General features: G+C 66.8%; 13 protein-coding genes. 7 read left to right on the top strand and 6 right to left on the bottom strand.

The window, feature by feature from the left end; translation table 11 throughout:
• Positions 1-8 precede the first annotated feature (8 nt).
• The 3 genes from KA261_04100 to KA261_04090 all read right to left on the bottom strand — a co-directional run bounded on the left by KA261_04100 (position 9) and on the right by KA261_04090 (position 3,878).
• The gene (locus KA261_04100; GenBank protein MBP7696970.1) at positions 9-2,717 is read right to left on the bottom strand and encodes a CHAT domain-containing protein; all 2,709 of its coding nucleotides are present in this window, start codon (positions 2,715-2,717) and stop codon (positions 9-11) included.
• Positions 2,714-3,118, bottom strand: a complete 405-nt coding sequence (locus KA261_04095) for a hypothetical protein (GenBank protein MBP7696969.1) — start codon at positions 3,116-3,118, stop codon at positions 2,714-2,716. Before KA261_04095 ends, KA261_04100 begins: the two co-directional genes overlap by 4 nt.
• Before the next feature lie 205 nt (positions 3,119-3,323).
• Complete coding sequence (locus tag KA261_04090; protein ID MBP7696968.1) at positions 3,324-3,878, bottom strand: sigma-70 family RNA polymerase sigma factor; 555 nt, start codon at positions 3,876-3,878, stop codon at positions 3,324-3,326.
• A 293-nt stretch (positions 3,879-4,171) separates the two neighbouring features.
• Here KA261_04090 and KA261_04085 point away from each other — a divergent pair, with 293 nt between their 5' ends.
• From KA261_04085 to KA261_04060, 6 genes are all read left to right on the top strand, one after another.
• Positions 4,172-5,233, top strand: a complete 1,062-nt coding sequence (locus KA261_04085) for a hypothetical protein (GenBank protein MBP7696967.1) — start codon at positions 4,172-4,174, stop codon at positions 5,231-5,233.
• A 33-nt stretch (positions 5,234-5,266) separates the two neighbouring features.
• Positions 5,267-6,121, top strand: coding sequence for a zf-HC2 domain-containing protein (locus KA261_04080; protein MBP7696966.1), 855 nt, complete (start codon positions 5,267-5,269; stop codon positions 6,119-6,121).
• A gap of 8 nt (positions 6,122-6,129) precedes the next feature.
• Positions 6,130-6,573: a hypothetical protein gene (locus KA261_04075; GenBank protein ID MBP7696965.1), complete on the top strand. Its 444-nt coding sequence runs from the start codon at positions 6,130-6,132 to the stop codon at positions 6,571-6,573.
• Positions 6,570-8,534, top strand: a complete 1,965-nt coding sequence (locus KA261_04070; protein ID MBP7696964.1) for a hypothetical protein — start codon at positions 6,570-6,572, stop codon at positions 8,532-8,534. The genes KA261_04075 and KA261_04070 overlap by 4 nt, the downstream gene beginning before the upstream one ends.
• A 480-nt stretch (positions 8,535-9,014) precedes the next feature.
• Positions 9,015-10,196, top strand: coding sequence for a T9SS type A sorting domain-containing protein (locus KA261_04065; GenBank protein MBP7696963.1), 1,182 nt, complete (start codon positions 9,015-9,017; stop codon positions 10,194-10,196).
• Positions 10,197-10,420: 224 nt separating this feature from the next.
• Positions 10,421-11,272, top strand: coding sequence for a phosphodiester glycosidase family protein (locus tag KA261_04060; protein ID MBP7696962.1), 852 nt, complete (start codon positions 10,421-10,423; stop codon positions 11,270-11,272).
• Positions 11,273-11,471: 199 nt separating this feature from the next.
• Here KA261_04060 and lpdA read toward each other — a convergent pair whose 3' ends face one another.
• From lpdA to aceE, 3 genes are read right to left on the bottom strand one after another with little or no spacing between them, the layout of a single operon-like run.
• Positions 11,472-12,905 (bottom strand): dihydrolipoyl dehydrogenase, encoded by a 1,434-nt coding sequence (lpdA, locus tag KA261_04055; GenBank protein MBP7696961.1) that lies wholly within the window; start codon positions 12,903-12,905, stop codon positions 11,472-11,474.
• Between the two features lie 35 nt (positions 12,906-12,940).
• Positions 12,941-14,248, bottom strand: a complete 1,308-nt coding sequence (locus tag KA261_04050; GenBank protein ID MBP7696960.1) for a 2-oxo acid dehydrogenase subunit E2 — start codon at positions 14,246-14,248, stop codon at positions 12,941-12,943.
• A 12-nt stretch (positions 14,249-14,260) separates the two neighbouring features.
• Positions 14,261-16,939, bottom strand: coding sequence for a pyruvate dehydrogenase (acetyl-transferring), homodimeric type (gene aceE, locus KA261_04045; GenBank protein MBP7696959.1), 2,679 nt, complete (start codon positions 16,937-16,939; stop codon positions 14,261-14,263).
• A gap of 310 nt (positions 16,940-17,249) precedes the next feature.
• Between aceE and KA261_04040 the strand changes: the two genes are divergently transcribed.
• A complete protein-coding gene (locus KA261_04040; GenBank protein MBP7696958.1) occupies positions 17,250-18,761 on the top strand; it encodes a M48 family metalloprotease in 1,512 nt (503 codons plus the stop codon).
• The last annotated feature ends 246 nt before the right edge of the window (positions 18,762-19,007 follow it).

Below are 19,007 nucleotides of genomic sequence, written 5' to 3'. Positions count from 1 at the left end.
GTTCGGCGTCAGCCGGCGCCGAACAGCGAAAACCCGGCCCAATCGTACGCCGAGGGATACTCTTCCCGCGCGTCCGCGGCTGCCCGCTGCACGGCCGCGGCGGGTCCGCTCCCTTCAGCGAGCGCCCCATAGAACCGCTCGATCCAGCGCGCGGTCGAGGCGTCCGCCACCGCCCAGTGGCTGGCCAGCACGTTGCGCGCTCCCATTTCCAGCAGCGCGCGAATCAGCCCGGTCGACTCCTCGCCGGGCAAGAACGACGACAACCCGGTCCGACAGGCCGCCAGCACCGCCAGGTTCACCGTGTTCCGCCGCAGGCGAAAATCGGCGGCGAACAGCGGCCCGTCAGCAAGCTCCAGGAAGGAGTAAAACGGATTGTCGCTGCGAAAATGCGCATGGCCGGTGAAATGCCAGACATCGGCCTCCGAATCAACCGGCCAGTCGGCGCGACCGCAGGGATTGTGAACCGTTGTCTGCCTGCGCTCATCGGCCAGCAGCGGGGCATACTCCGCGCCCGCCGCGCCAAGCCCCGCGGCGCCGACAAATATCCTGGTCTCCCGCGACTGTGTCCGCTGCCGCGCGGCTGCGAGGTGATGCCGCACGCTCGGCGCCATCACCAGCGGATGCCGGTCTATCAATGGCCTTCCCCCGACCGGCAGCGCCGCCCAGGGGAGATTCGCCAGGGCGCCGTCGGCTACGATCAGCACTGGCTGCGGCCCGCCCACGTCCAGCGGCCGCCAGAGGGTCTCGGCCAACCGGGCGAGGAGCCGCCGTTCATCGGCGAGATCGGCCGCGGTTTCACCGGCCGTGCGATAGGGCGCGCGCTCGACAAAAAACCGCCATCGCTGGAGGAGGCGCTCGACCGCCGGCGCGGCGCCCTCCAGTCGGCAGCCGCGCGGCCGCCCCTCCTCGTGGATGAGGCCGATGATGTCGCCGGAGACGGCGTGCAACTGGACAAGGCGCATGGTCCGGGAGGCCGCGGCGATTTCCGCGCCCAGCCGGTCGAGCCGCTCCGCTGCGCTCCCGCGCCTGCGCTCCAACCGCGCAAGGTCGGTGCGAATTTGCTCCTCGAGCTGCCGCCGCAACGATGTCGCCGGCGCCGCCCCCCCGCCGCGCACCCGCCGGCCGTCGGATCGCTGCGCCGCCGCCGCCACGTACCGCGCCAGCGAGGCCAGCGACTGCTCCGCCTGCGTCCGCGCCGGATCGTCGAGCCGCGCATCCTCGGTCGCCCAGATGCCGGCCGTGTGAAAGCGCTCCAGCCAGGCCGCCGCCTGCGAGGGATGGGCCTCCCACTCGCACGCGATCAACTTCTCGTACGGTTCCGCGTGGCGCTCGGAGAAAGCCGCCCGCAGGTCAAGCGGGGGGAGCTGGGCGCGCACAGCCGTCAGGATTTCGGCGGCCCGGCGCCAGTGGCCGGTCGCCGCCCGGCGGCGGCCCCGCCGCGCCTCGCTGTCCCCCAGCAGCGTCACATACTGCGCGCGCACGTGCGGCATCGTCTCGACCGCGCGGTTGGCGGCCAGCCGCCGCCGCGCCCCTCCGTCCTCCGGCGCGGCGCTGAGAATCTCCAGATCGCACAGCGCCTCCCAGAGCGGCAGCCGCCCCTGCGGCATGCGTTCCCGCAGCGCCGCCAGCGCGCGGGCGCGCGCCCGCCCCGATTCTCCGGCTACCGCCTCCGCCACCCGCACCGCGGCGAGGAAACCTTCGTTTCCCTCTCTTCGAAAGCCCGCGGCCGCCGTCCGGAAAGCCGTCCGGCCGGCCTTCATCCGGCCGAGCGCTGCCAGCGCCTTGCCCCTGAAAAACTCCGCTTTGGCCTGCTCGTAGCGCAAACCCAGCCGGCGGGCCAGCATCGCCGCCCGGCGCGCCGTGTCGCGCGCATCCGGCAAAAGATTCAAACTCAGGTAGGTCTCTGCGCGATCAAGTACGCAGAGCAGGTGCTCGCGCGCCTGCCCGGCCGCGCGATAGTGGGCCTCGCACTCGGCCAGTTCCTGCAGAGCGGCGTGAAAGCGGCCCTCCAGCATGTGCAGCCAGGCCAGACCGTACAGGCAGCCGGCCGCGCGCAACCTATGATCGTGCCGGAGAAAAACCTCGCGGGCGGAGGAATAGAGCTTCTCCGCGGCGGCGAAATGAAAAAGCTGCACGAGCGTGTTAGCCTCGTTGTACCGGCAGAACGCCGCCGCCAGCTCGTCCCCCTGGCTTGCGAAGAACGCCCCCGCCCGGCGGTAGAGCGGCAGCGCTTCGGGGTGCCGGTCGAGGCGGTGCAGGACGTTCGCGCAGTTGACTTCCGTCTTGGCCAGATCGGCCTCGGCCTTGCGCCCGCGGAACACCGCGATCGCCCGGCGGCCGCGCCGCAGCGCCTCGTCGTGCCGGCCCAGGTACATGTACACGTCGATCAGTATCCGGTCGATGCGCGCGCGGGCGAGCGGGTCGCGCGTGGCCCGCCGCGCCTCTAGATAGCGCGCCGCCGCCGGCTGGTACTTGCCCGCCACGACATACGCCCAGCCGAGTGCGCGAAGCGCAACCGGGAGCATCGTGCGGTCGGCGGCGCGGGCCCGGCGGACAAACTGCTCTCCCAGACCCACCGCGCGCCGGGCTGATCGCTCCGTTTCCCGACGGACAAGCTGGTCGCAGGAAGCCGCTAATTCGGCCGGCGTCCTGCCGCCCAGCCGGCCCGTCTGGAGAAAACGCCGGGCGGCGCGCTCGCAGTCACTTCCGATATTCACCATGACACATTCTCAAAGCGGATTTCCCGGTCGGGTGAGATCAGCACAACCGTCCGGGGCGGCCGGCTCGACGACCATGTCAGGAAACCGTCCCCGCCCGGAACCACGCGCTGCCGCCCCGCCCGGAGCACGAAATCCCCCGCCGCCGTCCGGCCCCGATACACCCGCGCGATGAATCGCCACTCCCGCCGCCGCTGCTCGCCGACAATCTCCAGATCCAGGTCAGGCGCCGCCAGGCGCAACCGCCGCACCAGCCCCTCCGGGAGATCGCGAACGGCGGCCGGCCGCTCCCGCCACGAGTCGAACACCACCCGGCCGCTGCTCTTCGTGCGGAGTGACGGCGGCGGCGCCAGCAGCGAAACGTTGATCCATCGCTCCACCGCGTCCTCGGATGGCGCCATCAACCCGGCGCTTCCCGCCGGAGAAAAGCGCCGCAGCATCTCAAACCATTTGAGGCACTCGGCGCATCTCTGCAGGTGTCCGCGGAGTCGGCCGGGACCTGAGCGGGCGGCCGCAAGCATTTGCGCGCGCGTGGGATGGCGATCGGATGATTTCATACGGCGGTTTCCTTCACTCTCTGCCCTAAAAGAGCCGCACCGGCCCCGCTTAGTCCACCGGGTAGCCCAGTTCGGCAAGGATTTTTCGCAGGCGCGCCAGACACCGCGAGCGCAACGGTCCCAGCGCGTTGGGGGAGAGGCCGAAGTGCCGGGCGATTTCCGCGTAGGTCGTCCCGCCCGGCGAGAAAAAGAGCTTCCGCAGCAAGTCCCGGCAGCGCGGCTCGAGCCGCGCTAGCGCCCCCTCGAGAATCGCCGCCTGCTCAAGCTGTACCACCTGGTCGTCGGGCAGACACAAGGACGCCGCCTCTGGCGCGTCCGCTTCCACCTGACGGCGGGCTGATTGCTGCTGTCGCATTCGCACCGCCCGCCGCCGGGTCGTCTGGATCAGCCAGGCCGGAAGACGCGCCGGATCGCGCACATTCTTCCGCGTCCGGTACAGCGCCAGCCACACCTGCTGCCCGCAGTCCTCCGCATCGGGCGCACTCAGCCCGCTGCGCACCGCCACCGTCATAACTAGCGGGGCAAACTGCCGCACGAGGTCGGCCCAGGCGGCCCGGTCGCCGTCGACCACTCGCCGCCAGAGAATGTTGATACTCTCGGTCACATCTGCGGTTATGCGGACAGCCCTCAGTCAGGGACCGGCCGTTGTCGGTGAAGGATCTCGTTCGTCCGCGTATTTATACGATCCGCCGCCGAAAAAGCAACGCCAAGAACGCCCGGCGTGAGATTTAAACCTCCGGGGGTGCACGAAACCGCGCTCGCACGGCTCGCACCTGATACCCATATTTCCCCGCGTTGCCCTTGTCAACCGACCCGTAAGGTCGTATCTTGCCGTCAATAGGGCAAGCCCGCTCGCAGCGCCATGCGGACCGGTAATGCAGGATCGGTGCGGCGACCATGACAGATACACCCGTGGCCTCGATTATCGCGAACTTCCTTCGCACGCCCCTCTCCCGGCGCGCCTTCGATGCCTTCTTCGACCTGAGCTGTCGCCGCACTATTGTCTTCCTCCGCAACCTGCGCGCCCGCCACGTGCCTCTGCCGCTGGCCGGTTATGCCGGCGATGATCCCATGCGGGACCTGGCCATCGACGTGCTGGCGGGTATCTTAGCGCCGGCCGGCGGCCTCCCCTGCCTTGGGCTCTTCCCCTATCTGAAACGCCAGGGCTGCCCGGCGCTGCCGCCCGAGGACATCACCGGCCTCGAATCCCTCTTCGGCATCTTCCTCTACTGCCAGGTGAAGCAGCAGATCTCGCGCCTTTGGGGAGAACACGATCCGCAGGTCGCGCTCCTCAAGCGGCGGGTCAGGGACATCCTCGCGTCCTCGGAGTATGTCTCCTGGACCGATCCCTCCACCCGCGCCGTGCTGGTGGCCCCTGCTCAGGATGCCCCCCATCCGCGGCCCGATGCCTTTGTCGTCGAGCCTGACATGCTGCGCCGAACCGTGCTCGCGGCCTTCAACCGCACGACCAATCGATCCTCCTGGTGCGCCGCGATTTTCCGCCTGATCCGCGATGAGACCGGCGCTCCGCCGGTCGTCCCGCTCTATGAATTGCTGGCCCTGATGGTCGAGGTGAACGCCGCCTTTCTCGCCGGCGCCGAGTGCGCCCCCGCGCCCCTCCCCGGCCCGGAAGAACTCTGCACCCGCGCCGCGGGCGATCGGGCCCGCCAACGGGCGGTGGACGATACCGCCGCCTCGGCTATCGCCCGCTATGTCACCCTGGGACGGATCACTCCGGCCGAGGGAGAGGCTTTCCGCAAGGCTCTCGAGCTCTACCTCGCCGATTTCCTCGCCGGCGGCTCCGACGGCCTCCCGGCTTACTTCCGCGAGGTGATGCCGCCCGAAGCCCACGAGCGCTACCTGCAGGACTACAAATATGTGTTCGAAACGACTCTCAACGAGGGGTACCGCCGGATGATCGATTTGCTTGGTCAGTCCGACATCGGCCTGCTCCAGTGACTATTTTCTACGGGAGCATGGAAGGAGAAGACCGTGCACGTGAACGTGACTGATTTGCTCCTGTTTCTCGACGGGAAGCTATCCGGCGACCGCAGGGATGTGGTGCAGGGGCATCTCGCTGAGTGCGAGTTCTGCCGGGAATTCCTTGAAGGACTTCAGGATACGCAGGTTGTGGGCGAGTCCGACCGGGAGCCGATCCCCCCACCGGCTATGCAGTTGCGCGACCGCATATATAATGAGGCTCTGCGCGGACGGGTGATTCCGATGACCCCCATGGCGCCGGCCGCCCCCCCGCAGGAGTACCTCCTGGCCGCCGATGGCCGCCCGGAGGAGCGGCCCGCCGTCGAGTGCCTTCGCGAGTATTTCTCCGAAAGCCCCGAAATGGTCCTCCGCGTCATGCGCAGCGCCCCCGACCGGCGGCAGTGGGTCCAGTTGGTGACCGATGATCCCCGGCAGGCTGCGCACGTGCTCCTCCGCCTGCCCGACATACAGAAAGAGCTCCTCACCGACTCGGCCGGCCGGGCCGACCTCTCCGATGTCGCTGATGCCGACATCGAAGCGCTCAAGTGGGAGGTGAAGCTCCCCGATGTCTCGTTCACGCTCGATGAACTCGCGTATGATCCCGACCGGACCGAATACGGCGGGGAGACCGTTCTCGAAAGCTCCCGAGCCGACCGCGTGCGGCTCCGCTTCGAGGGAAAGACGGAGGGGAAGCTGGTGACGCTCGAATTCCTGAACCTCGTCGGCATCGACGAGAAGGACGCCCTCCGGGTGTATGTGATCGAGGGAACCGAGGCCCACGCGCTCGAGGCGCCTCAGGCCGGCCGGGCGTCGTTCCGGCTCTCCGGTTCCCCCAAAAGCCTCTCGATTCGGTTGTTTAAGGCCTAGGCGATACGATGACCCTCTCGTCCCTGCAGTTCGCCCGCGCGTTCGGCGCCCTCAAAGCCGCGCTCGCCGCCCGCCCGGTCGGCGACCATCGCCTGCTCGCGCTCGCCGCGTTCTGGCCGAACCTCGCCGCCCACCGCGCCAACCCGTCGTACCAATCCTACCTCGATGAGTACACGGCTCTCTTCGCCGAATCGCTCGCCCCCGAACATCTTGCCGACTGCCCTCCCGAAAATCTCGCCGCCATCCGCACCCTCGCCAGGGAAATCGGTTCCCCGGAACAGCGGGAGACCGTGGACCTGGCGCTTGCGCGGGCCTGGGCGTATGCGGGGGAGACTGAACGAGCCGTCATGGTCTGCGCCCAGGGCGCCGGCGAAGTCGCGGCGGCCAAAGAGCTCTTTTCATCGGGCGCCGATGCCAACCCCCCGATGACGGCGCGGGGGAGACCCTCGTGATCGAGCGCGACCGGCTGCGGGAGGCCATTGACCGGCTTCGCGCCCCCGCTCCGGCCACCGCCGCGCGCCTGGACAAAATCGCCGCCGAATGGGACAGCGAAACCGGGCACCTCTGGTTCGACCGCGTCCGCTGCCTGTTTGTCGAAACCGACGGCGGCGAGGCCACCCGCGGGCGGATGTACACGCTCGTCGGCGCGGTCGAGCCGATCGGCGCGCGGACCCGCCGCCCCGGGGATTTGGCCGCCGATGAAGTCACGTTCGAGGGGCAGTTGCGGGCGCCGGATGATCCCTTCGTCGGTGTCGTGTACGACTCGCTCAAGTCGGTCCGCCCGCTCTTGCGCGGTCTGGCCGGCAGCGAACCTTTCGGCAGCCTCTCCCGAGCAGCCGGACCCGTCGGCATCTTTCCGCGCGTCGCCAAAGCCGCTCTGCCGAATTTGGGCGGCGATGACGCCGCGAGTCTCCATGCCCACTTCCGTCTCGAGGGCAACAGCCGCACCGCGACCGGCGATTCCATCGGCCTGGCCGCGGCGCTCGTCGCCTACACGCAGTTGCTCCGCCCGGAGATTATGCGCCACGAGCGATTTGTCTCTTCCGAGGTGGCGTTCACCGGCAGCATCGCCGCCAATGGAACGCTGCTGCCGATCAACGCCGCCACGCTCGCCGTCAAACTCGAGCGTGCGGTCTTCTCGACCGTCCGGTACGTCGTGATCCCGGCCGCCAACGAAGCGGAGGCCCGCGCGGCGCTGGCCGCTCTGGGCGCCCGCTATCCGCGCCGCCGCCTTGGCCTGATTGCCGCCGAGCGCCTCTCCGATGTTGTGGAGAACTACAACATTGTCCGCTCCGAGCGGATGTGCATCGGTCAGTTCGTGGCCCGCAAAGCGGTGCACTGGGGCCGGAGCATCAAGACGGAGGTGGCCCTGCTCGCGATACTGCTCTATGTGCTTCTGGCCATCACATGGACGCGAACCTTCGCACCATGGTGGTTTGATCATAACCCGGTGCGATACGAGATCCTTGGTAAGGAATTAACCCTCCTAAACGCGGCCGGTGAGCGTTTGTGGGCCACGACTTGTCAGTGCGAGTCGATCCTGCCGGAATTTGCATTTGTGAGAATCGTGGATGTCGATTCGGATGCCGACAATGAAGTGGCCGTTCTTGTGAGTCAGGCTTCCGACTGCCCGGACAATGCCATTCTCCGTGTCTTCGATCAGGACGGCGATTCGTTGTGGAGCCGCAGTGCCATCATCCCGGGCCAGCCGGCGGAGACTCTCCTCGCGTCCTGGAATTACGAGGTGGCCGCTCTTTCCTTCCGAGATACGCAGAACGGCCCGGTATTCATGACTGTTCTGAACGCCAGCCTGAATGGTACAAGGAGCTACATTCGGTTTTTTGACTCTGTCGGCGACCCGCTAGGTTGGTACGTCCACTCCGGATATACGGGAATCCACTCCTGGTTCGCAGACTCAGCAGGCCGGCAAAAGTTGGTGATGCAGGGGTGGAACAACGCGTATGATACTAAGTGCCTATTCTTGCTGGATCCGTTTAGCGCTCAGGGATGTTCGCCTCCTTTCAACCTTATGAGCGCCGATCTCATGTTCGGTGGAGAAGGCAACCAGCCGGCATATGTCCTGTTTCCATTGGAGGAGATTTCGCGAGCGCTCGGTATCCAGCACTACGGGGCAATGGAACCGCAAGTTGTCCACGGCAGAATCAAGGTGACACTCCTCCCTATACCTTCACAGCCCGAGGCCCAACTGATCTATTACTTCGATCAATCTCTTAGGGTTGAAGAACTTGACGTGTCAGAGCAGCTTGCGCTGTCCTACAAGGGCTTGGTTTCCTCGGGGGCACTCCCTTCCAAGACCCTTTCTGAAGGAATTCGGGAGCGATACGCGTCAATCCGGTACTGGACAAATGGGGGGTGGGTGACAGAGGGGGAATTGCGGGCGGCCGGGAAATAACCGGGAATTCGGGTTCCGACAAATCTCGCGTTCAGTACCTATTCCCTGAGCAAAGACAATTGCTGAAAGCGACTAGTGTGTCGCGCCATTCGGCGCGAACAGCGCTCGAAGAACTCGTTCCGATGGAGGTTTGCGATGGATCTGAGGAAACAATCTCTCGTGGTGTTATTGTTGGCCTTCCTCGTCTCCTCTCCGACCTGGGGGGCAACCACTATTTCGGCCGGCGGGCATGCCCCTTCCCACGCCGTCATTGCCGCAAACGGCGACCTCTTGTCTCCCGCGCCCGAGCCTTGGTGTGACAGCTTTGAGGATTACTCCGGCTCTGGCTGGTCGGTCAACTGGCATGGGAGCGGCAACGTCCCCGGTATTGAAATCGATCATACATACGCCCACACCGGATCGGCTTCCTTACGTATGTTCGGCCTGCTGGGCTCGTGTTGGGGTTCTGTCGTCACTCGGCCGATCAGCATGGATCTACCTTTGGAAGTCACGTTCTCGGTCACAAATGGCCATGAACCGCTCTCGGGCTGCCACCCTTACCGCGCCATGTTCGGGCTTCGCACCGGCCCCGACTGGTGGGACTGTCCCTGCCCGGGGCTCTTGACGTTCCTTCCGAACGGCGACATCAAGCTGGGCCCGTGGGGTGGTGCAACCGTGTACACCGGCTTTGCCCTGGACACCTGGCATGACGTAAGGTGCCGCCTCTCGCTTCCGGGTGACAGTCAGTTGCATGCCGAGTTCTGGGTCAATTCGTCTTACCTGGGCGAGATCACTCTGCCCGAGGAGTCGTGGATGAGCGAACCGGCCTACCTCGATATTTCGTGTCAGGAAGGGACGGTCTGGTTCGATGACATTTGTGTGGGACCGGCCAGTGAACCGGAGTTTCTCCCCGTCGCCCTCGACATCAAACCCGGCTCCTGCCCGAATCCGCTCAATCTGCGCCCCTATCGCGACGGGGCACCGACCCTCGCAGTGGATGAGCTCAGCGATGCCGTGCCGTCGGCCAAGCCCGATCCCGGTGTCCGGCCTCCCCGCGGCGTCCTCCCGGTCGCTATCCTCGGCACGGCCGAGTTCGATCCGACGATGATCGACTGGACGACGGTGACCCTGCAAGGCGTCTCGCCGATCCGCCACAGCTTTGAGGATGTCGCGGCCCCGGTGCCGGCCGATGCGGTGCAGTGCCAGTGCACGGCCGCCGGCCCCGACGGGTATACTGATATGACGCTCAAGTTCTACCGCGATGAGATTATCGCTGCGCTCGGCCAAGTGTACGCCGGCGAGACGGTGGCGCTGACTCTGACCGGCAATCTGCTCGACGGCACACCGATCGAGGGCGTCGACTGTGTCGTTATCATCAACGGCCCCGAGCCGCCGGAGCCCCCGTTGGCGGCCGACGATCAAACGCCCGTCCTGCTGGGCAACTACCCCAACCCGTTCAACCCGGCCACCCAGATTGGGTTCTCGCTGCCGACCGCGTCGCACGTTACGCTCGTCGTCTACAACATCATGGGGCAGCGGGTGGCGGTGCTGGCGGATGGTCAGTACGACGCGGGCGACCACAGTGTCACCTGGGATGCTTCCGAGCAGTCTTCCGGCATCTACCTGTACCGTCTTGAAGCGACCGGGTTCAGCCAGACGCGGAAGATGATGCTGCTCAAATAGTCAGAGGAGGGACGGGACGCGACCCGAGGTCGTGCGGATTGAGTAACACGACCTGGGGCGAGGCGCCCGACAACAAACGCTGCGGCGACGCAGCAGGTAAGGGACAGCGGGGGAACTCACACGCAGGCCCGGTAAGAAAACCGGGCCTGCGGTTGGTTTTTCACCCCCGCTCCCGCCGACCTAATCACCTTGCCCAATCGTTCGTCATGGCCGATATTACCCCCATGGTACATCGCCTGACCCGCGTCATCGGTTCGATTGGTCTCGTGTGTGTGCTGGCGGGCGCGCTCGGCCGGGCCGACGCCCCTTTTGCGGTCCTCGCCCCGGGGCTTGAGATGGCGACTTTCACGCCGGACCACCGGGGAGCGGTCCGTTCGCCGATGAGCCGCGACCGCACCGGCGTGACCATCCTCCGCATCGACCCGGCCCAGTACGAATTCTGCCTGCTCGCGCAATCCAACGGCGACGCGCCGACCAACCTGAGCGTGGCCGAATGGGCGCGCCGCCACCACCTGGTGGTGGCCCTCAACGCCGGCATGTACAACCTCGACCAGCGCAGCCACGTCGGCTACATGAAAGTCGGCGACCACATCAACTGCCGGTTCCCCAACCCCTACCAGTCGGCGGCGGCTTTCGGCCCCCGCAGCGACAGCCTCCCGCCGTTTCGCATCTACGACCTCGATGAGGACTCCCTCCGGGGACTGGCCGCCTCCTACACCTACGTCATGCAGAACCTCCGCCTGATCAAGCGCCCCGCCGAAAACCGCTGGCAGCCCCAGGACAAACGCTGGCGCGGACTGGCCCTCGGCGAGGATACCCAGGGACGGGCGCTCGTGATCCTCACCCGGTCGGCCTGGTCCATGTACGATCTGAACGAATTCCTCCTCTCGCTCCCGATCGGAATCGTCGCCGCCCAGCACCTCGAGGGCGGATCCGAGGCGCAGCTTTTCGTGCGCACCGCCGATACCACCTTTGCCATCGTCGGCAGCTACGACACCTCGCTCGACGATGACGACGGTCAGTGGGCGGGCTGGCCGGTGCCCAACGTCATCGGCATCGCCCCGAAAACCCGATAACCCGCCCCCGCCGCCAGGCCGAGCGCCCCCCGGCCAACTTCCGCAGGACAGGGTTCTGCAGGTCAGGACCTCTATGGTCCTGACGGGGCTGCTTACATCGATAGTAAGAATGTCAGGACCACAAGGGTCCTGACCTACAAGAGATCCGCAGAATTGTCTCTGCGGATGGAGAGAGCGTTGTGACCGCCGGCGTCCTGTCCTACTTCCTTTTCTTTGGCCGGTAGTAATCCGTGGCGGTGCCGTGGAACAAGTCGGCCGCCTCCATCACCGTCTCGCTCAGCGTCGGGTGCGGATGAATGCTCAGGCCGAGGTCGTCGACGGTGGCCGCCATCTCAATCGCCAGCACGCCCTCGGCGATCAGTTCGCCGGCGCCGGGTCCGACCACGCCCATCCCGAGGAGGCGCTGAGAGTGCGGGTCGATGACCAGCTTTGTGGCGCCGTCGGTGCGGCCGAGCGTGAGAGCCCGGCCCGAGGCGGCCCAGGGGAAGCGCGTGATCTCGACCTCGATTTTCTTCCCAGCCGCCTCGGTTTCGGTCAAGCCGGCCCAGGCGACCTCAGGATCGGTGAAGACGACGGCGGGTATGGCGGCGGGGTCGAAGGCGGCTTTTCGGCCGGCGATCACCTCGGCGGCGACCCGCCCTTCGTGCAGCCCCTTGTGGGCAAGCATCGGTTCGCCGGCGACGTCGCCGACGGCGAAGATGTGCGGCGCGCTGGTGCGCCGCTGGGCATCCACCTTGATGAACCCGCGCGCGTCGGTATCGACCCCCACCGCGTCGAGCCCAAGCTGGGCGGACATGGGCTTGCGCCCGATCGCCACGAGCACACGGTCGAACAACTGCGCCTTCCCGGCGGCCTGCTTCCCCGCGAACGCGACTTTCACCCCGTTGGCCTGCACTTTGAGTTCTCTGACGGTCGTCTCAAGCATGACGGCGTCGAAGATCCGGTCGAGCCGTCTGCGGAGGATGGCGACGAGATCGCGGTCGACTCCCGGCAGGAGGCCGTCGGTCATTTCCACCAGACTGACCCTGCTGCCGAGGGCGGCGTAGATGGTGCCGATTTCCAGGCCGATATAGCCGCCGCCGATCACGAGCAGCGTGCCCGGAATATCCGCGAGTTCGAGGGCCGAGGTCGAGTCGAGGAGGCGGGGGGAATCGGGTTGCTGCGGGCCGAGGGTGGCGGGGTAAGAGCCGGTGGCGATGACGGCGTGTTCGAAGGCGAAGGTGTATTCCGCGCCGGCCACTTCCCTGATCGACAGCGTGTGGGGATCCACGAAGCGGGCGTGGCCGCGGAGGTGGCGGAACTTGCGCTGTTTGACGAGCTGGCCGAGTCCCCCGGTGAGCTTATCGACGACGCCGTCTTTCCAGGAGCGGAGTTTCCGGATGTTCACCCGGGGCGCGCCAAAGGCGAGGCCCCGGTCTTTCGCCTCCTGCACCTCGGCCAACAGGCGCGCCGTGTGGAGGAGCGCTTTGGATGGAATGCACCCGCGGTAGAGGCAGACGCCGCCGGGGTTTTCGGCCGGATCGATCAGCACGATGTCCAGGCCCAGATCGGCGGCGAGGAAAGCGGCCCCGTAGCCGGCGGGCCCGCCGCCGATCACCGCCACCTGCGCCTTGTTCCGAGTGGTATCGTTCATGTCAGGTCTCCCTTCCGGTTTGGCCGCGCCGCGGACTACTCCAGAAACATGGCGAACGGACTCTCGAGCACGTCGCACACCCAGCGGAGAAAGCGCGCGGCATCGGCGCCGTCGACGGCGCGGTGGTCGTACGACAGCGCCAGCGGCAGGATCGTGCGCGGCCGGAACTCGCGTTCGATATAGCGCGGTTCGATGGCCGCGCGGCTGACGCCGAGAATCGCTACCTGCGGCCAGAGGACGAGGGGGGTGAAATCGGTCCCGCCGATCCCCCCCTGGTTGGAAATTGTGAACGTGCCCCCCTCCAGCTCGTCGGGCGCGACCCGCCGGCCGCGGGCGCGTTCCGCCAGGTCGGCCAGTTCGACCGCGAGGGTGACGATGTTCTTCCGGTCCACATCGCGCAGCACCGGTACGAGCAGTCCGTGGTCGGTGTCGACGGCGACGCCGATGTGGACGTAGTGCTTGTAGATGATCTGGCGGTTCGCGGGATCGAGGCTGGCGTTGAAGCGGGGGAACCGCCGGAGTCCCTCCCCCATCACTTTCAGGAGAACGGCCGTTACGGTGAGCTTCCCGCCGGCGTTTTTCACGCGGTCGGCGTTTTTGCGGAGGAACTCCTCAAGGTGGGTGATGTCGGCTTTGTCCGACTGAGTGACATGCGGAATCTGCGCCCACGACCGGGCGGTGCTTTCCGCGGTCACGCGGCGGACGGTCGACATGTCGGCCCGCTCGATTTCTCCCCACCGGCTGAAGTCGGGCAGATCCGGCGACCCGGCGGGAGCCGGGGCGCTCCCGGTCGGTGCGGCTCGCCCGGAAGCGGCGGCGCGTCGGACATGGACCTTGAGGTCGCTCTCGGTGATCCGGCCGCCCGGTCCGGTGCCGCTCACGGCGGAGATGTCCAGGCCCAGCTCGCGGGCGAGCCGCCGCACCGAGGGCGAGGCCGGAGCGGGGCCGGTCGGCCGAGGCGGCGCCGCCGGCGGCGGAGCCGGAGCGGAAACGGGGCGGGGCGCCGGGGCGGCGGGGGGCGGCGGAGCCGGGGTCTTCGATTCCGGGGCGGCGGGCGCAGGTTCGCGTTCGACCGCCGGGGGCACGGGCGGCGGGGCGGCGCCGGCGGCTGTGTCGAGCCGGGCGATCACGCTCCCCACTTTCAGCTCCTCGCCCACGGCGACCCGGATCTCCGTGATCACGCCTTGTTCCGGCGAGGGGATCTCGACCACCGCCTTCTCCGTTTCGAACTCGATGATGCCGTCGTCGACGCCGACGATGTCGCCCGGCTTGACCAGCACCGCCACCACGCGTCCCGATTCGACCTTCTCGCCGATATCCGGGATGACAATATCCTTGAGCATATCCCTACCTCGTCACGAAAACAGGGGGTTGGCCCGGCGCGGATCGATGTCGAGATCCTTGCGGGCTTTTTTCACTTCGGTGAGGCTGAGCTTCTTCTCGCGCGCGAGCGCGGAGAGGGCGGCGAAGGCGATGTGGCGGTCATCGACTTCGAAGAAACCGCGCAGGGCCGGGCGGGTGTCGCTGCGGCCGAAACCGTCGGTTCCCAGCAGGGTGAGCGGGCCGGGGATCCACGACGCCAGCATCGCCGGCAGCGCTTTGAGATAGTCCGATGCCGCCACAAACACCCCCTGCTCCCCTTCCAGCGCTCTCGCCAGATAGGGCAGGCGCGGTTCTCTTTCCGGGTTGAGCATGTTCCAGCGCTGGGCGTCGATCGCGTCCCAGTAGAGGTTCTTGTAGCTGGTGATGCTCCAGACGTCGGCGGCCACGCCGTAGGCGTCGGCGAGCCGCTCCTGCGCCTTGACGGCCTCGTTGAGGACGGTGCCGCTGCCGAAGAGGTGGACCTTGTGCTTCGCCCGCCGGTTGCCGGAGGCGCGGAACTTGTAGATCCCCTTGAGGATCCCCTCCTCCACGCCCCTGGGCATGTCGGGCATCTTGTAGAACTCGTTCATGATGGTCAGGTAGTACATGCGGCGCTCCCCCTTCTCCAACATGCGCCGGAGGCCGTCACGTACAATCACCGCGAGCTCGTAGGCGTAGGCGGGATCGTAGGCGAGCACGGTCGGGTAGGCGAGCGCGAGCACGTGGCTGTGGCCGTCCTGGTGCTGAAGTCCCTCGCCGGCCAGAGTGGTGCGCCCGGCGGTCCCGCCGAGGAGGAAACCGCGGGCCTGGATGTCGCCGGCCGCCCAGATCAGGTCGCCGATGCGCTGGAAACCGAACATCGAGTAGAAGAAGAAGAACGGAACGGTGTTGAGGCCGAAATTGGCGTAGGCGCTGGCGGCCGCCGTGAACGACGACATCGCGCCCGCCTCGGTGATGCCCTCCTCCAGAATCTGGCCGTCGGTCGCTTCCCGGTAGTACAGCAGCGTCTCCTTGTCGACCGGGTCGTAGTTCTGCCCCTGGTGGGAGTAGATGCCGACTTTTCGGAAGAGGGATTCCATGCCGAACGTGCGCGCTTCGTCGGGCACGATCGGCACGATATACTTGCCGAGGTCGGGGTCGGCGAGCAGCTTGCTCAGCAGGTGGACCGCGACCATGGTGGTGGCCACCTCGCGGTCGCCGCTGCCCTTGAGGAACTCCGCATAGAGGTCATCGGCCGGGGCGGGCATGGGCGGCACCGTGATGAGGCGTTTCGGGAGGTAGCCGCCGAGGGCCTCGCGGCGCTCCTTGAGGTAGCGCATCTCCTCGCTGTCGGGGGCGGGGCGGTAGAAGGGGGCTTCGGCGAGCGAGGAATCGGGCAGGGGGATGCCGAAACGGCTGCGGAAGTGGCGCAGCTCCTGTTCGTTGAGTTTTTTCTGCTGGTGCGTGACGTTGCGTCCCTCGCCCGCCTCGCCGAGCCCGTAGCCCTTGATGGTCTTCGCGAGAATGACGGTGGGTGAACCCTCATGTTCGACCGCCTGCTTGTACGCGGCGTACACCTTGTGCGGGTCGTGGCCGCCGCGGCGCAGTTTCTGGAGCTGCTCGTCGGTGTAGTGCCGCACCATGCGCTCGAGCTCGGGGTATTTGCCGAAAAAATCCCGGCGGATGTAATCGCCGGAGGCCACCGAGTACATCTGGTACTGGCCGTCGGGCACCTCCTCCATGCGCTGCACGAGCAGCCCCTTGTCGTCCTGCGCCAAGAGCGGGTCCCAGTCGTCCCCCCAGATGACTTTGATCACGTTCCAGCCGGCGCCGCGGAAGGCCGCCTCCAGTTCCTGAATGATCTTCCCGTTGCCGCGCACCGGGCCGTCGAGCCGCTGAAGGTTGCAGTTGATGACGAAAATGAGGTTGTCGAGCCTTTCGCGCGGCGGGAGGGTGAGGGCGCCGAGCGACTCCGGCTCGTCGAGCTCGCCGTCGCCGAGAAACGCCCAGACCTTCTGATCGTCGCGGCGCTTCAAGCCGCGGTCCTCGAGGTAGCGAATGAACCGCGCCTGGTAGATGGCGGAGAGCGGCGAGAGGCCCATGGACACAGTCGGGAACTGCCAGAATTCCGGCATGAGGTAGGGGTGGGGGTACGAGGAAAGCCCTCCCCCGGGGGCCAGCTCCTGGCGGAAGTTGGCCAGCTGGGCCTCGCTCAGACGCCCCTCGAGGAACGCCCGGGCGTAGACGCCGGGCGCCGCGTGCCCCTGAAAATAGACGAGGTCGCCCGGATGGTTCTCGGTGCGGGCGCGGAAGAAGTGGTTGAACCCGACCTCGTAGAGGGTGGCGGTGGAGGCGTAGGTGGAGATGTGGCCGCCGATGCCGCTGTGGTCGCGGTTGGCCCGCACCACCATGGCCATCGCATTCCACCGGATAATGCTCTTGATCCGCCGTTCGATCTCGCGGCTGCCGGGGAAAACCGGCTGCCGCTCGACCGGGATCGTGTTGACGTAGGGGGTGTTGGCCGTGTAGGGAAGGTGCACCCCGTTTTCCTGCGCCCGCATCTGCAGCCGCCGGAGCAGCTGCCGGACCCGGCCCGGCCCCTGGCTGCGGTGGACGTAGTCCAGGGACTCAAGCCACTCCCGGTTCTCGTATTCGATCTCCGGCGCGCGGGTCTGGTCGTCGCGTCCCGTCATGGCAGCGCCTTTCTGCATGCTCGCTCCGCCTCCCGCCGCTCCCGTGCGACGGGCGCGGTTGGATGCGGGGGAGAATTATCGCCCCGGATCCCGGAGCCGCCGCCGTCCGCGGGCGTCGGCCAGGGACCGCCGTTCTGCCTCGGTGGCCAAACATACATCGTAACGGAGGCGGGCACAAGTTGTTTCCGGCGGAGAGAGACCTAACTGGATCAACGTAATCGTCATTCCCGGCCGGCCGCCATAAAGCTTGACGGGCCGCGGGCGCCGATGTAGCCTAGGGCGAATACTTAATAGCGAAAGGAGTTCCGCCATGCACCCTGCGCCGAACACCCGGCCGCCCGCTGGTCGGCGGCTGCGTTTTGGCCGAAAGGTCTCGGCCCTGGTCCTCGTGCTGGCCGTCCTGGCCGCTGCCGGGGCGGCGGCCCTGCTGGCCGGCTGTTTCACCAACCCGGCCACCGGCAAAGAGACGTTCTCGCTCTATTCCACCGGCCAGGAAATCCAGATCGGCCGCGAATCCGACCAGGCAATCCGGGCGCAGCTCGGAGTGGCGGGGGACTCGGCGCTTCAGCGGTACGTGGCGGGGATCGGCCGGAATCTCGCCGCCGTGAGCGAACGGCGGGACCTGCCCTGGACATTCTGCGTAGTGGACGATCCGACCATAAATGCGTTCGCGCTCCCGGGCGGGTATGTCTACGTGACGCGCGGGATTCTCGCCCACATGGAGAACGAGGCCGAGCTCGCCTCGGTCATGGGACACGAGATCGGCCACATCACCGCCCGCCACTCGGTCACGCAGATGACCAAGCAGCAGTTGGCGCAGCTCGGACTGGCCGGCGCCGTGATCCTCAAACCGGATCTTGAGAAATACGGGCAGTTGATTTCCGCCGGTCTCGGACTCCTGTTTCTGAAGTTCAGCCGCGACGACGAGCACCAGGCCGATCTCCTCGGCCTCCGCTACATGTACCGGGGGGGCTACGATCCGCGCGAGATGGACGATGTCTTCGCGATGCTGGACCGGGTGAGCGGGCAGCAGGGCGGAAGCGCGCTGCCGAACTGGCTGTCGACCCATCCCTCGTCGGCCGACCGGATCCAGCGCATCACCCGGATGGTGGATTCGCTGCCCCCGGATTTCAGCGGCCGCAAAGTGAGCCGCAACGAGTTCCTCCAACGGATCGACGGCCTGGTCTACGGCGACAACCCGCGCGAGGGATATTTCCGGGGAAACACCTTCATCCACCCCGACCTGAAATTCCATATTGATTTCCCCGACCAGTGGCAGACAGCCAACCAGAAGCAGTCGGTGGCCGGGGTGTCACCCAACGAGGATGCGCTTCTCCAGGTCTCGCTCGCGGAGGCCCAGACGCCCGCCGCCGCCGCGCAGCAATTCGTGAGCCAGCAGGGAATCAGCGCCTCGGCGCCCCAGGGCGCCACCATCGGCGGACTCAGCGCCGCCACCGCGACCTTCTCGGCGCAGACCGGGGACGGCGTGCAGTTGACCGGCACGGCGGCCTTTGTCGGCTACAACGGGCGGGTGTTCGAAATCCTCGGCTACGGCCTCGCCGGCCAGTGGAGCCAGTACCGGAGCGCGGTGGCCGGCGCCATAGCGTCGTTTGGCCCCGTCACCGACCAGTCCCTTCTGAACGTTAAGCCCCGCCGCATCGAGATCGTGACCATCCCGCGCGCCATGACGATCCAGGAGTTCAATCAGGCGTATCCGTCGGATTCCAAAACCACGGTGGAGGAATTGACCATCCTCAACCTGGTGCAGAGCGGCGAGAAGATTCCGGCGGGGACGATGGTCAAGCGGGTGGTGGCGAAGTAGAGGCCGGGAAGCAGCACCGGGAAGGCGGCGGCTGGGAGGAGGCATTGGCCTCTTGTCCATGTAGGTCAGGACCCTTGTGGTCCTGACATTCTTGCCAACGACGCAAACGGCGCCGTCAGGACCATGAAGCTCCTGACCTACCAAACCCCTGTCCTGCGGAGGTTGGCCGCGTGCGGTGTCTTTCTGATCTCGGCGGCCTCGGAACGCGCTTCGCAAAAGCGCCCTCCCCAGACCCCGCCGCTGTGC

Source organism: Candidatus Zixiibacteriota bacterium, from assembly GCA_017999435.1.
GTDB lineage: Bacteria > Zixibacteria > MSB-5A5 > GN15 > FEB-12 > JAGNLV01.
The sequence above is the reverse complement of the archived record's forward strand: the minus strand, read 5'-3'. Positions and strand labels throughout refer to the sequence as shown.

Bases quoted from the DNA above. Each gene is read 5' to 3' on its own strand.
- KA261_04085 (MBP7696967.1), top strand. From the start codon at position 4,172: ATGACAGATACACCCGTGGCCTCGATTATCGCGAACTTCCTTCGCACG.
- aceE (MBP7696959.1), bottom strand. From the start codon at position 16,939: ATGACGGGACGCGACGACCAGACCCGCGCGCCGGAGATCGAATACGAG.
- KA261_04075 (MBP7696965.1), top strand. From the start codon at position 6,130: ATGACCCTCTCGTCCCTGCAGTTCGCCCGCGCGTTCGGCGCCCTCAAA.
- KA261_04060 (MBP7696962.1), top strand. From the start codon at position 10,421: ATGGTACATCGCCTGACCCGCGTCATCGGTTCGATTGGTCTCGTGTGT.
- KA261_04050 (MBP7696960.1), bottom strand. From the start codon at position 14,248: ATGCTCAAGGATATTGTCATCCCGGATATCGGCGAGAAGGTCGAATCG.
- KA261_04095 (MBP7696969.1), bottom strand. From the start codon at position 3,118: ATGGCGCCATCCGAGGACGCGGTGGAGCGATGGATCAACGTTTCGCTG.
- KA261_04040 (MBP7696958.1), top strand. From the start codon at position 17,250: ATGCACCCTGCGCCGAACACCCGGCCGCCCGCTGGTCGGCGGCTGCGT.
- lpdA (MBP7696961.1), bottom strand. From the start codon at position 12,905: ATGAACGATACCACTCGGAACAAGGCGCAGGTGGCGGTGATCGGCGGC.